Below are 12,809 nucleotides of genomic sequence, written 5' to 3'. Positions count from 1 at the left end.
AAACAGTTTTTTACATTTATTGCTGAATAATCGAACTTGTTTTATTAAATGAGGGCTGAAACCTCATTCTCACGGGAGGAACAAAGGTGGAACTTAAACAATATTTTAAAATTGTAATCAAAAAGATTTGGTTGGTCATTATCGTTGTTGCGATCGGATGTATTCTTGCAGGCATTAAAAGCTTCTACTTAACAACACCAATGTATCAGGCCAACGCCAAGCTAATTGTCAATCAGTCCTCCCAGATTGCAGACTCCATCAATGTGAGCAACATACAGACAGGCATTATGTTGATAAATTCATACAAGGAAATTATTAAATCTCCGGCAATCATTAATAAAGTGCATCAGCAATTTCCAGAGCTTAGAGTGAGCCCGGGCAAGATTTCGGTGGCTTCTGCGAACAACTCGCAAATCATGAATCTGGTTTACAGCGATGTCTCCTACGAGAGTGCGGCCAAGAGCGTGAATGCGATATCGCTTGTGTTCAAGGAGCAAATCCCCACTATTATGAACATTGACAACGTAACGATACTCAGCGAGGCGAGCGAGGTCGGCTCCCCGGTTCCATTTAATACGAGTCCGATGATGAATTTCCTGGTGGCTATCATCCTTTCATTAGTGATCGGCCTTGGTATAGTTTTCCTGCTCGATTATCTCGACAACACCTTCAAGAATGAATATGAATTGGAAAGTGAGCTTGGTCTTCCGACACTGGCCCTTGTTATGAATATAACGAAAGAGGATCTCAGCCCGCGCAAAGCATCGCTTTCTAAAAAGAAGAAAGTAGGTGAAGGTGCTTATGCCTCAATCAACCAATGAGAGTAATCTGATCACATTATTGAATCCCAAGTCGCCTATTTCAGAAGCTTACCGCAAGTTGCGTACAAATATCCAGTTTTCTTTCCTTGATACGCCCATGAAAGTTCTAATGGTTGCTTCCGCTCAAGTAGATGAAGGGAAAACAACTACCATCAGCAATCTGGCTGTAGCTTATGCCCAGGAGGGCAAGAAGGTTCTGCTGCTGGACGCTGATCTTCGAAAGCCATCTCTGCATAATGTTCTTTCCCAAAATAATCGAAACGGTTTGACTAACATACTGACAGACCAGATCAAGTGGCAGGAGGCTCTTAAAACGACAGGTGTTGATAATCTGTCTTTAATTGTCTCGGGACCTATTCCCCCCAATCCTTCCGAGATGCTGGGCAACCATCGTATGAACACGTTGATTAAGGATCTCAAGGAGCATTTTGACATCGTGCTGATCGATACGCCTCCCGTTCTTGCCGTAACCGACAGTCTGATCGTCAGCTCGCTTTGCGACGGGGTTATTATGGTTGTGGCTGCGGGCAAGGCGGAGAAGGAAATGGTCAAAAAGGCCAAAGCCAGCCTGGAGCATGTCAATGCGCGGATTATCGGCGCTGTTCTGAATAACCTGAACCGCAAAGACGTCAAATCGAGCTTCAAAAATGTCTATGGTACTGCTGAGTAACTAAATATGGCGCGTGTATAGGTAATGTCTACTGCACCTTTATCACTGTAGGCACTCGGTCACGCTGTGGGTTATGAAACCTTAGACATCATTGTCAAGGGTGTGATGAGAGGTCGGGTTTGATGCCCGTTTTTCTAAAAATTCGAGCTATCGATTTTTCTGTAGATAAAATCGATAGCTCGCATTTTTAGCAACCTAGACTTAACATATAAAAAAATATAACAGGATAGGGTGAAGTTGAATGAAAAAAGTGAGAAAAGCTATTATTCCAGCCGCAGGCATGGGGACAAGATTCCTCCCGGCCACCAAAGCGATGCCCAAGGAAATGCTGCCCATCGTCGACAAGCCAACCATCCAGTATATTGTTGAGGAAGCCATCGCTTCTGGTATTGAGGATATTATTATTGTTACCGGCCGCGGCAAGCGTGCGATTGAAGATCATTTTGACATCGCCCTGGAGCTGGAGCAAAGCTTGATGGAAAAAGGAAAATTGAGCATCCTGGAGGAGGTTCAGAAATCCTCCAATGTTGATATACATTACATACGCCAGAAGGAACCGAAAGGGCTCGGTCATGCTGTCTGGTGTGCGCGCAATTTTATCGGCGATGAACCATTTGCTGTTCTGCTGGGCGATGATATTGTCGTTTCGGAAGAACCCTGCACCAAGCAGCTGATTCATCAATATGAGAAAACGAACCGTTCCGTAATCGGTGTCCAAGCCGTCTCTTACGAGCAGACAGAGCGTTATGGCATTGTCGATCCGGTGGATTCCAACGGCAAGCTGCACATGGTCAACCGTTTTGTGGAGAAACCGAAGCTGGGGAGCGCTCCATCCAATCTGGCGATTATGGGACGTTATGTACTGACGCCGGAAATCTTCTACTTCCTGGAGAAGCAGGAAAAGGGGGCAGGCGGAGAGATTCAATTGACCGATGCGATTCAGCGGTTGAATGAGGTGCAGGGCGTATTCGCCTATGATTTTGAAGGCACCCGTTATGATGTGGGAGAGAAGCTGGGATTCATTACGACAACCTTGGATTTTGCGCTTCGCAAAGATGAGTTGAGAATACCTCTGCTGGAGGCCCTGGAAGGCATTCTTGAGCGCGAACATTCCAAAAATAAGATTATTTCAAGATGAGGTGATTTCAATTGGCTCCTACATCACAAAATAAAGAAGCCGAGGTTGCGCTGGAGAGCGGCTCCATCTATGGCAGCTATGGCCTGGAGCGGAAGAGTAATAAACGTTCTTATTTGATGATGAAGCGTGCAATGGATATCATCCTTGCTTTCATCGGTCTGGTCGTAATCAGTCCGGCATTTATTGTAGTCGCCATCATGATCAAGCTTGAGGATCCCAAGGGATCTGTCTTCTTTCAACAAGTGAGAGTAGGCAAGCATGAGAAGACCTTCAAGATGTTCAAGTTCCGTTCCATGGTCTCCAATGCCGAGGAGCTGCTGACGAATCTTCTCGAGCAGAACGAAATCAGCGGTGCGATGTTCAAGATGAAGGATGATCCGCGGATTACAAGAATCGGCAAATTTATCCGTAAAACCAGCATCGACGAGCTGCCGCAGCTGTGGAACGTTATCCGCGGCGACATGTCGCTGGTTGGTCCCAGGCCTGCGCTCCCAAGGGAAGTCGCGGAATATACGAATTATGACAAATTGCGCCTGAGAGTCATACCGGGCTGCACGGGCTTATGGCAGGTCGGCGGCCGCAACGACCTCAGCTTTCATGAAATGGTTCAGCTCGACCTTCTTTATATTAAGCAAAGAAGCATCCTGTTTGATATCAAGATTATTTTGAAAACCGTCAAAGTGCTGCTTGGTTCCAAAGACGCTTTCTAGAACATATAGAGATAAGCCAAAGAGTGAGGTGAGAAGCATGGATTTAAACGCAAAAATATATATTGCCGGACATAAAGGCCTGGTTGGATCCGCCATTCTCCGAAAATTGGAGGCAGAGGGGTATACGAATCTTGTTTGCCGCACAAGCAAGGAACTGGATTTGAGGGAGCGCGAAGCTGTGCTCCGGTTTTTCGCGGAAGAGCAAATCGATTACGTGTTTCTCGCGGCGGCAAAGGTCGGCGGCATAGCGGCGAATAATGATTATCCGGCGGACTTTATCCGCGATAATCTGTTGATTCAAACCAACGTTATCGATGCCGCTTATCAGTACAATGTGAAGAAGCTGTTATTCCTCGGTTCAACCTGTATCTATCCAAAATTTGCGCCTCAACCCCTCAAGGAAGAGTATTTGCTCACAGGTGAACTCGAGCCTACCAACGAGCCATACGCCATCGCCAAAATTGCCGGCATCAATATGTGCAAGTCATACAACCGTCAATACGGCACAAGATTCATATCGGCGATGCCTACGAATATGTACGGGCCCAATGATAATTTCGATTTGAAATCCTCTCACGTGCTTCCGGCATTAATCCGGAAATTTCATGAAGCCAAGCAAAGCGGCGCACCGGCTGTAGAGGTGTGGGGTACCGGTACTCCCAAACGCGAGTTTCTGCATTCGGACGATCTCGCTGAAGCATGTCTTTTCCTGATGAAGCACTATGAGGACAATGAAATCATCAATATTGGCGTCGGAGAAGATATCGAGATTAAAGAATTGGCCGGTCTGATCAAATCCATTGTCGGCTATGAGGGTGATATTTCCTTCAATGCTTCGATTCCAGATGGTACGCCGCGCAAGCTGGTTGATGTCACCAAGATTAACTCATTGGGCTGGAAAGCGAGAATTCCGCTTGATGAAGGACTTCGTTCGGTGTACAGCGCCTTTAATCAGGACACTCTCATCCAGGCTTAAAATCCGATTAAATGGAGGAATATTATGAAAAGAGCATTGATCACCGGCGTAACCGGTCAGGATGGTTCCTATTTGGCTGAATTGTTACTATCAAAAGGCTATCAGGTATACGGCATGCGCAGACGCACAAGCACGCCTAACTATGAGAATGTTATCCATATCAAGGATCAAATCAACTGGGTTTCGGGAGATTTGAACGATCTGGCTTCGCTTATTGAAGCGGTCAGGGTCTCGGATCCGGATGAGGTCTATAATCTTGCCGCACAATCCTTCGTGGCAGCCTCTTGGCCGCAGCCTATCGCAACGGGCCAGATGACGGCTATTGCAGTCACGAATATGCTTGAAGCGGTTCGTATTATGAAGCCGATGGCCAAATTCTATCAGGCTTCCAGCAGTGAGATGTTCGGCAAGGTGGTTGAGACTCCGCAGAAGGAAAGCACGCCTTTCTATCCGCGCAGCCCTTACGGCGTAGCAAAATTATACGGCCACTGGATTACGGTGAACTACCGGGAAAGCTATAATATGTTCGCTTGCTCCGGCATTTTGTTCAATCATGAGTCGCCCAGACGAGGGCTGGAATTTGTGACGAGAAAGGTAACTGACGGCGTGGCCAGAATCAAGCTTGGTCTTGCCAACGAGCTGAGGCTGGGAAATCTGGACGCACAGCGGGATTGGGGCTTCGCTGGCGACTATGTCGCCGCGATGTGGCTGATGCTGCAGCAGGACACCCCGGATGACTATGTAATCTCAACTGGAGAAACCCATACAGTGCAGGAATTCGTTGAGATTGCTTTCTCTTCCGTCGGTCTTAATTGGAGAGATTATGTGGTCATGGATGAGCAGTTTATGCGTCCGGCCGAAGTGGATCTGCTGCTTGGCGATTGCACCAAAGCCAAGGAAGAGCTGGGCTGGGAATTGAAAGTAAGCTTTGAGGAACTGGTGAAGATGATGGTTGAATCGGACCTGAAGCGAATGGAAGCCATACAAAGCCAAGGGAAAGCACTTCAATGGATCTAAAGGCCCAAGCAATAAGCAAGGACTTCATCACGAAATATTTCATATTCGGGATAGGCGTCATCTGCTTAAGCGCCTGGTATTACTTTAAATCGGCGGAAATCTTTCTTTATTACGGAATTCTCGTAAATATAGCTTTAATTTACCGGGTGAGAAACAGCAAAATTCTGCAAATTATGTTTTTGTTTATTCTCACCTATACGTTGAATCTGCTGCCTTATTTTTCATTCGGCATTAATATCACTTACTATTCACGCTTTCAGAAGGAAGACGTATTTCAATTTGTCATGTTCCTGCATGTCTTGTTTCTGCTTATTTTATACTTGTTCCTGAAAAAGGATATCAACAAAAACAAGGAAGTCTTTATTAACCGGCTTCCGAGTAAAGACAATGCCATTGTGTATGCTCTTGGGGTAGCGGCGATGTCTATCATTCTCGTTATCGGTCAAACCGGACATCACCTGTCAGAAGGGCAAGGGTTTCAGTTGACAGAAGGCCTTGCAATTAATGAGTATTTTCTTATCTTCGCTGCATTGGCCTATTTGTTCTCCGGCAGGATGAAGTCCAGGAACCTGCTGGTGATTGTGCTTTCCATCCTGTTCATCATCAAAAATACGGTTGCGGAGGGACGAATTGAGTCCCTTCAAATGATTATCCTGTTATTTGTTTTGTATGTCGACCACAAGAAAATAAATAATCTGTTGTTTTTCTTTGGGTCGATAATCGGATATTTAGCCATGACCCTATTCGCGGATATAAGAATGGACTCGGGAACGGTTTCCTTGTTCAAAGTAGGGCAGGATGGATCAAGGTTCCTGCAGAGCAATCAAGGAGATGTATTCTACAACTCCGCGGTCTATATTGGTTTGATGAACGAACATGTAATAGATGCGGGTGTTCGAATCCGTTCTCTTATCGGCTTTATTGAGCGCATATTTTTACCTTCCAAGTTCGCGACGGTAGAAGCCAATTTGTCATCATTTATTCGGGGATATGCCCCGTCTGGCGGCGGAGGTTTAATCAGCACATATTTTTATGTGTGGCTGTCGTATGCCGGGATCATTCTGATCGCTATCTTTCTGGCCTATGTGTTCAATAAATTGTATAAAGCAAAAAATCAATATCTGTTGTTTTATTTCGTAATGGTTCTCTCCACCATTCCCAGGTGGTTTGCTTATGATCCGATTACGCTGTTCAAGCTTACCTCCTATGGGGTCGTCATTTTCTTTTGTTTTAATCAGCTGGAAACGATTCTGGGGAGAAGCAGCAAGAGTGTTCGCGAATTGCCTCCTAAATTAGCCAGCCGTGCGAATCATTAAGGGTTTGTATCCCCATACAAGCCCTTAATTAATACGATGATGTAAGGTGAGAAACGATGAAGAGAATTTGTTTGGTTGGCCAGCTTCCACCGCCGGTGCATGGGTTGTCCAAGGCGCTGCAAACCATTATTAATTCCAAGCTGTTCAATGAGAAGTATGATCTCTCGTATGTTGATATCAAGGATAATAAAAAAATCGCAGCGCATATCAACAAGGTGGAGAGCATCGATGTTGATATTTATTATTTCACCATCTCCCAAACGAAGATGGGCAATCTTCGTGATATGTTCATATTATGGCGGCTGCTGCGCAAGAAGAAAAGAGTGGTTATCCATTACCACGGCGGCTACTACAAGGAGCTGTACAAGCAGTTCAATCCCGTTCAGAGAATGATGAACCGGAAACTGCTGTCGCGAATCGATATTATGATCGTTCTGAGCGACGGTCTCCGGGATTTGTTCGCAGGGCTGCTTAGTCCGGAGCAGATCAGGGTTTGCGAGAATTGCATTGAGGATGACGTTTTGCTGAGCGAGACGGAGTTTGAAGCTAAGCTGAATCAGCTGTCAGCAGGAAAAGAGCAGCTGGACGTCCTTTATTTGAGCAATTTTATCAAGAGCAAGGGATATTTCGATTTGCTGCTTGCAGCCAGGCAGCTCAAGGACAATCCGGTCCATTTTCATTTTGCCGGAAAATTTTATAACGCACAGGATGAGAAGGAATTCTTTGATTTTGTAAAACACCATCAATTAGAAAATTCGGTTCGATATTACGGAATCGTGGCAGGGGAAAGCAAGAAAGAACTGCTCGCTCGATGTGACGTGTTTGCACTACCTACTTATTACCCGAACGAGGGGCAGCCGATTTCCATTATCGAGGCGATGGGAAACGGACTGACCATTATTTCGACCAAGCATGCAGGCATTCCTGATATCGTAACTTCCCATAATGGTTTTCTGGTACAACCGCAAAATCCCGACGCGCTTGCTTCCGCCATAACCGGCCTGCTTGCGGACCGGAGCCAGCTTACTGCTTTTGCCCGCGAGAACAGAAGCAAGACGCTGAAGAACTTCAAGGAAATTGATTATATCAACCGGCTGGAAGTCATAATGGATGAGGTCTGAACCGATGAATGTGGACTTGTCAAAATATGATCAATCGTGGTATTCACGGGGACGCAGCGGCGTTGTTGTGCTTCTATGGTGGTTCGTGCAGGGCACGGTGTTCAGATTCTCGCTGCACAATATGTACGGGTTCAGAAACCGCCTCTTGCGTTTGTTCGGAGCGAAGATTGGTGTCGACGTAAGAGTCAGGCCGACGGCCAAATTCACCTATCCCTGGAAAGTGAGCATTGGCGATCATTCCTGGATCGGCGATGATGTCGAGTTCTACAGTCTTGATGAGATCATCGTCGGCAGCAACTGCGTGATCTCGCAGCATTCGTACTTGTGCACCGGGAGCCATAAGCTTAATGATCCTGCTTTCGGATTGATCGTGAAGCCCATTGTGATCAAGGATGGAGCATGGATTGCGAGCGATGTGTTCGTTTGCCCCGGCGTAACGGTCTATGAGCTCGGTGTGGCGGGAGCGCGGAGCACGGTGATGAAGGATATACCGGCAGGCGAGATCCATGTCGGGTACCCAGCGAAATACTTGAAAGAACGAATAATGAAAGAGGTTATGGCATGAAGCGTAATATTGTGTTTGTCATTAATTATTTCTATCCGGATTACGCTTCAACCGGTCAACTGCTGACGGAATTATGCCTGCACATCCAGCATGACTTCAACATAACCGTTATTGCCGCGCAGCCCGGGTATGCGGGGGAGAAGAATGAGGAAAGCAAGCGGATCACCTATGACAAGCTGGAGAATATCAGCATCATTCGGATCAAGCTCCCCAAGGTTGATAAACAAAACAAGTTAAGTAGGCTGCGCTTTATTACAACCTACTTTTTTTATGCCAATATTCTGGTTATGCGCCAGAAGAATCTTGATTTTATTTATACCATCTCCCAGCCGCCGATACTGGGCGGATTGATTGGATCGCTCGGAAAATTTTTCAAAAGAGCGAAGCATATTTATAACATTCAGGATTTCAATCCTGAACAGGCTGAGGCAGTAGGGTTCTCCAAGAGCAAGCAGCTGTTCAAGGCGGCAAGGTGGATGGATACGCTGAATTGCAAATATGCGGATCACATCATTACTGTAGGCCAGGATATGCAGGAGACGCTGATGAGGCGTTTCGCCGACCAGAAGGTCACAGAGAATACAGTGATCAACAACTGGACGAACGAACAGGAAATTATCCCGCTGTCCAAGAAACATCCCAAGGTCGCCGAGTTTATTGCGGAGAACGGCTGGCAGGATAAGTTTATTGTGATGTATTCGGGAAATTTGGGCCTCTATTACGATCTGGAGAATGTGATCAAGATCACCAAGGAGTTCAAGGACAAGAAGGATCTTGTTTTTGTCTTTATCGGTGAAGGGGCAGTCAAGAAGCAGATGCAGCAGTTCGTGCAGGAGAACAGCCTGGAGCAGGTTTATTTTCTTCCCTATCAGCCGATAGAAAATCTGAAATATTCGCTTAATGCAGCTGACGTTCATATGGTCGTGAATCAAAAGGGAATAAAAGGCGTATCCGTTCCAAGTAAAATCTATGGCGTCATGGCTGCCGGGAAATCTGTGCTGGGCGTTCTGGAGAGCGGCAGCGAGGCTCACCGGCTGATTGAGAAAAGCGGCTGCGGCGTAGTGGCCGAGCCGCAGGACTACGAGGAGACGATCAGGCAGCTGAATGTCCTGTATCATCTCGACCGGCGCGAGCTGGAAGCGACCGGCGCACGCGGCAGAGCTTATCTGGAGCAGCATTTGCGAAGGGATCTGTCGTTGGAGAAATACAGGAAGCTGCTTCTGTCGATGTAATAGCGGCTGACAAGAAGTCCGTTATTGAACATGTAAAAGTCGTGTTTTAATGGTTTGCCTATATATAAAAAACCTTGGATAGGGAGTGTTCAGACATGATAACGACAATGACTCAAACCAAAACCTTTGCAGTGACAGGAGGGAATGTGCTGTCGGGAACGGTAAAGCTGTCGGGTGCCAAGAATGCGGCGCTTCCGATGATCGCAGCGGCTTGCCTGGGCGAAGAGCCTACCATACTGGACAACGTACCGGTAGAGCTGCGGGACGTAAAGATTTTGATTCAGGTTCTCAATGAAGCCGGGGCGGAGATTCAAGTCGACGGCACAACGGTATCATGTGCGAGAGGCGCCTTTCCAAGCGGCAGCATTAACCCCATTGCAAGCGAGATCCGTTACTCGCTGCTGCTTCTCGGGCTGGCATCGGCGCTGAAGTCCGAACTGCTGCTGCCGATGCCGGGCGGCTGCAAAATCGGTGACCGCAAATATGATCTGCATCTTCTGGGGCTCAGCAAGCTTGGTTCCGCCGTGGAGGAAACGGATGAGGGAATCCATATCGCCTCAACAGGGAATATCGGGGCTGAAATTGAATTCTACCTGCCTACGACTTCGGGCACGGAGAACATCATGATCGCTGCTGCTATCGCAGATGGCGAAACAACCATTCTCAATGCCAACACGCGGCCAGAAATTATGGAGCTTGCCAAGCTGCTCAACCTGATGGGGGCGGATGTGGAATGCTCTAACCGGGTCGTTCAGATCAAAGGCGCCAAATCCATCAAAGGCGGTATCCGCTATTCGGTCATGCCCGGCTGGGATGAGGCGGTCACCTACATCATCGCTTCGACGATGACGGGAGGCGAAATCTGCATTCCCGACTTCTCGCTGGATTTCATCAAAGAAGACGCCAGGCTCCTGAAGGAAATCGGCATTGACGTATTCGAGTGGGGCGGCTCGGTATATGCTTCCGGCAAGAAAGCGAAGCGCTCGTTCGATTTGTTCACGGCCCCTTATCCGGGAATCAATTCCGATATGCAGCCGATCTTCGCGGCCCTCGCATTCGTGGTAGACGGGAAAAGCACCATCACCGATCTGCGATTCACGGAGCGCTTCAAATATATCGACGAGCTGAAGAAGTTCGGAGGAAGCGTACACTCCTTCGGAAATACGGCAATCGTTGAAGGCGGCCGTCCGCTCAAGGGTGCGGAAGTGAAGGCGACTGATCTCCGGGGAGGCGCATCCTGCATCCTCACGGCTCTGGTGTCCGAAGGCACGACGGTGATCAGCAATGTCAGCCAGATTGAGCGCGGCTATGAGAACATTGTGAGCAAGCTGCAGCAGCTGGGCGCGAACATTGAGAGCCAACAGTCCTAATACGGAACCGAGGAATCCATGTGAACGGAAAACATACATTTCGTGATCTCCGAAGCCGGGTCAGGCAGGATTTGCAGGATTGTGCGAATTCAGGATCCAGGAAGGCAAAGCTGATCACTTTCTTCTTTTCTATAAATTTTCAAGTGCTGTTCCTTTACAGACATATCACTTACTTTCAGCATCAATCGAAGCTTCATAAGCTGTTGATGCTGATCTTTTCTTATTTTTGCAAAGTCGTGTTCCACTGTCATATCTCCGAGCGCTCGACGATCGGCAGGAATCTCAAGATGCCGCATCCTACTGGCGTTGTGATCGGGGAAGATGTGATGATCGGCGACAATGTTACGATCTTTCAACAGGTCACGCTGGGAAGTCACGGCAAGCCGGGGCTGAGCAGGAGCTACCCGATCGTCGAGGATCATGTGACGATCTATGCCGGTGCAAAAATTATCGGCAATGTAACGATAGGGAGAAATGCTGTAATCGGCGCTAATGCCGTCGTCACCAAGGATGTTCCCCCGAATGCGGTAGCGGTGGGCGTACCGGCTAAAATTATTGAAAAAAGAGTTGATAAAATTGGTTGAAGTAGCAACTGCGCGCCGCATACCGTCAAAGATGGTAAAAGATATTATCACGACTGTTTTGACCAGGGGAGTTACGCTGTTCGGCGGATTTCTGATTTCCGTTTTGCTTGCCAGATTTCTTGGCGCCGAGGGCAGAGGCATCGTAACTGTCATTTTTCTGGTACCGACGCTGATGTTCACGATCGCCGATCTTGGCGTCCGGCAGGCAACAGCTTATTTTGTCGGACAGAAGGTTCATGACTTCAACGATATTATAAAGACCACTTACTTGATCTGGACCGCTACTTCAGTCATTTCCATGTTAATTGTGTCTGGTTATTACGGTTTCTTCTATTACGGGAAGTACAGTGGGACGCTGCTGCTGATTGCTTTGCTCAGTGTCCCGTTCACTCTGTTTACCAGATACACGAACGGGATCCTGCAGGGCAAGGAAAGAATCGGCAACATCAATAATCTGGAGCTTTGGAATATAGGTCTGAATGTCGTTCTGGTTGTGGTCTTGGTGGGATTGTTGCGCATGGATGTCCTGGGCGCCACTCTGGTAAACCTGGTGTTGGCCCTTATGGTTGCCGTTCAATCGTATCTGATGGTCAGAAGGCTTGCTCCCTTTCGTATCGGGTATGTGAAGGGCCTTCCGTATCAGTTTCTGAAAAAAGGGATCGCTTATGCGCTGGCCTTGTTCGTTCTGCAGCTTAATTACCGGATTAACATTCTGATGCTGGAACAGTATACGGATGTTAGTTCCATCGGTATCTTCTCCGTGGGGACGGTATTGGCTGAATTGATCTGGCAGCTTCCTGCCGCCGTAGGAATGGTGCTTTTCGCCAAGAGCGCGAACAGCAAAACCGAGCAGGAGGCGATCAACAGGGCTGCCAAGCTGCTTCGCATGCTGCTGCCCGTGGCTCTGGCGGTATGTATCTTTGTCGCATTATTTGCTTCGGTAATTGTGAATATCCTTTATGGGAAAGAATTCGCCGAAGCGTCCGGGGTGATCCGACTGCTGCTGCCGGGCATCTTTATTATGTTTTTCTTCAAAGTATTGAATGCTGATCTAGCGGGCCGGGGTAAGCCGCTTTTTGCTCTTGCCGCTTATATTCTGCCGCTGGTGCTGAATATTGTTTTGAACTTGATATTCATTCCGCTTTATAATATTAATGGCACAGCTATTGCTTCCTCCATCAGCTATGTGATCGGAGGCCTGTTATTTCTCATCATTTATTCCCGCAATACGGGCGTCAAAATGAAGGATTTGCTCATTATCAAGCGCAGTGATCTGAAAAGGTAATTTT

The 12,809-nt window shown here is 47.5% G+C and carries 14 protein-coding genes; 13 read left to right on the top strand and 1 reads right to left on the bottom strand.

All coding sequences use genetic code 11. The annotated features are described in order from the left end of the window. Positions 1 to 86 precede the first annotated feature (86 nt). The 11 genes from AC0YOB_RS22355 to AC0YOB_RS22305 all read left to right on the top strand — a co-directional run bounded on the left by AC0YOB_RS22355 (position 87) and on the right by AC0YOB_RS22305 (position 10,936). On the top strand, positions 87 to 821 hold the full coding sequence (locus tag AC0YOB_RS22355) for a YveK family protein (RefSeq protein WP_475794639.1): 735 nt from the start codon (positions 87 to 89) through the stop codon (positions 819 to 821). After that, positions 802 to 1,491, top strand: a complete 690-nt coding sequence (locus AC0YOB_RS22350) for a CpsD/CapB family tyrosine-protein kinase (protein WP_475794638.1) — start codon at positions 802 to 804, stop codon at positions 1,489 to 1,491. Before AC0YOB_RS22355 ends, AC0YOB_RS22350 begins: the two co-directional genes overlap by 20 nt. A 241-nt stretch (positions 1,492 to 1,732) precedes the next feature. Then, on the top strand, positions 1,733 to 2,629 hold the full coding sequence (galU, locus tag AC0YOB_RS22345; RefSeq protein ID WP_475794637.1) for a UTP--glucose-1-phosphate uridylyltransferase GalU: 897 nt from the start codon (positions 1,733 to 1,735) through the stop codon (positions 2,627 to 2,629). A gap of 11 nt (positions 2,630 to 2,640) precedes the next feature. After that, on the top strand, positions 2,641 to 3,339 hold the full coding sequence (locus tag AC0YOB_RS22340; RefSeq protein WP_475789507.1) for a sugar transferase: 699 nt from the start codon (positions 2,641 to 2,643) through the stop codon (positions 3,337 to 3,339). A gap of 37 nt (positions 3,340 to 3,376) precedes the next feature. Beyond that, on the top strand, positions 3,377 to 4,315 hold the full coding sequence (locus tag AC0YOB_RS22335) for a GDP-L-fucose synthase family protein (RefSeq protein ID WP_475794636.1): 939 nt from the start codon (positions 3,377 to 3,379) through the stop codon (positions 4,313 to 4,315). A 24-nt stretch (positions 4,316 to 4,339) separates the two neighbouring features. Beyond that, on the top strand, positions 4,340 to 5,332 hold the full coding sequence (gene gmd / locus AC0YOB_RS22330; protein ID WP_475794635.1) for a GDP-mannose 4,6-dehydratase: 993 nt from the start codon (positions 4,340 to 4,342) through the stop codon (positions 5,330 to 5,332). Further along, entirely contained in the window at positions 5,323 to 6,648 is a 1,326-nt protein-coding gene (locus AC0YOB_RS22325; protein ID WP_475794634.1) for a hypothetical protein, read from the top strand. The genes gmd and AC0YOB_RS22325 overlap by 10 nt, the downstream gene beginning before the upstream one ends. A gap of 56 nt (positions 6,649 to 6,704) precedes the next feature. Next, a complete protein-coding gene (locus AC0YOB_RS22320; protein ID WP_475794633.1) occupies positions 6,705 to 7,769 on the top strand; it encodes a glycosyltransferase family 4 protein in 1,065 nt (354 codons plus the stop codon). A 4-nt stretch (positions 7,770 to 7,773) separates the two neighbouring features. Beyond that, positions 7,774 to 8,334 (top strand): putative colanic acid biosynthesis acetyltransferase, encoded by a 561-nt coding sequence (locus AC0YOB_RS22315; RefSeq protein WP_210038258.1) that lies wholly within the window; start codon positions 7,774 to 7,776, stop codon positions 8,332 to 8,334. Beyond that, positions 8,331 to 9,566 (top strand): glycosyltransferase family 4 protein, encoded by a 1,236-nt coding sequence (locus AC0YOB_RS22310; protein ID WP_475794632.1) that lies wholly within the window; start codon positions 8,331 to 8,333, stop codon positions 9,564 to 9,566. The genes AC0YOB_RS22315 and AC0YOB_RS22310 overlap by 4 nt, the downstream gene beginning before the upstream one ends. 95 nt (positions 9,567 to 9,661) lie before the next feature. Beyond that, complete coding sequence (locus AC0YOB_RS22305) at positions 9,662 to 10,936, top strand: UDP-N-acetylglucosamine 1-carboxyvinyltransferase (RefSeq protein ID WP_475794631.1); 1,275 nt, start codon at positions 9,662 to 9,664, stop codon at positions 10,934 to 10,936. An 89-nt stretch (positions 10,937 to 11,025) separates the two neighbouring features. On the opposite strand, the gene AC0YOB_RS22300 is transcribed toward AC0YOB_RS22305, so the two are convergent. Next, positions 11,026 to 11,181: a hypothetical protein gene (locus tag AC0YOB_RS22300; protein WP_475794630.1), complete on the bottom strand. Its 156-nt coding sequence runs from the start codon at positions 11,179 to 11,181 to the stop codon at positions 11,026 to 11,028. A gap of 42 nt (positions 11,182 to 11,223) precedes the next feature. Between AC0YOB_RS22300 and AC0YOB_RS22295 the strand changes: the two genes are divergently transcribed. Then, positions 11,224 to 11,520 carry a serine O-acetyltransferase gene (locus AC0YOB_RS22295; RefSeq protein WP_475794629.1) on the top strand — a complete coding sequence of 99 codons (297 nt, stop codon included), beginning with the start codon at positions 11,224 to 11,226 and terminating at the stop codon, positions 11,518 to 11,520. After that, positions 11,513 to 12,805 carry an oligosaccharide flippase family protein gene (locus AC0YOB_RS22290; RefSeq protein WP_475794628.1) on the top strand — a complete coding sequence of 431 codons (1,293 nt, stop codon included), beginning with the start codon at positions 11,513 to 11,515 and terminating at the stop codon, positions 12,803 to 12,805. The genes AC0YOB_RS22295 and AC0YOB_RS22290 overlap by 8 nt, the downstream gene beginning before the upstream one ends. Positions 12,806 to 12,809 lie beyond the last annotated feature (4 nt).

The sequence above is a fragment of the Paenibacillus sp. JT31N17 genome (genome assembly GCF_056269255.1).
Note: the sequence above shows the minus strand (reverse complement) of the source record. Positions and strands in the feature narration are given on the sequence as shown.

Excerpts from the sequence above, each read along its gene's own strand:
- AC0YOB_RS22350 (WP_475794638.1), top strand. The coding sequence starts at position 802 with ATGCCTCAATCAACCAATGAGAGTAATCTGATCACATTATTGAATCCC.
- galU (WP_475794637.1), top strand. The coding sequence starts at position 1,733 with ATGAAAAAAGTGAGAAAAGCTATTATTCCAGCCGCAGGCATGGGGACA.
- AC0YOB_RS22335 (WP_475794636.1), top strand. The coding sequence starts at position 3,377 with ATGGATTTAAACGCAAAAATATATATTGCCGGACATAAAGGCCTGGTT.
- gmd (WP_475794635.1), top strand. The coding sequence starts at position 4,340 with ATGAAAAGAGCATTGATCACCGGCGTAACCGGTCAGGATGGTTCCTAT.
- AC0YOB_RS22325 (WP_475794634.1), top strand. The coding sequence starts at position 5,323 with ATGGATCTAAAGGCCCAAGCAATAAGCAAGGACTTCATCACGAAATAT.
- AC0YOB_RS22320 (WP_475794633.1), top strand. The coding sequence starts at position 6,705 with ATGAAGAGAATTTGTTTGGTTGGCCAGCTTCCACCGCCGGTGCATGGG.
- AC0YOB_RS22315 (WP_210038258.1), top strand. The coding sequence starts at position 7,774 with ATGAATGTGGACTTGTCAAAATATGATCAATCGTGGTATTCACGGGGA.
- AC0YOB_RS22310 (WP_475794632.1), top strand. The coding sequence starts at position 8,331 with ATGAAGCGTAATATTGTGTTTGTCATTAATTATTTCTATCCGGATTAC.
- AC0YOB_RS22305 (WP_475794631.1), top strand. The coding sequence starts at position 9,662 with ATGATAACGACAATGACTCAAACCAAAACCTTTGCAGTGACAGGAGGG.
- AC0YOB_RS22295 (WP_475794629.1), top strand. The coding sequence starts at position 11,224 with ATGCCGCATCCTACTGGCGTTGTGATCGGGGAAGATGTGATGATCGGC.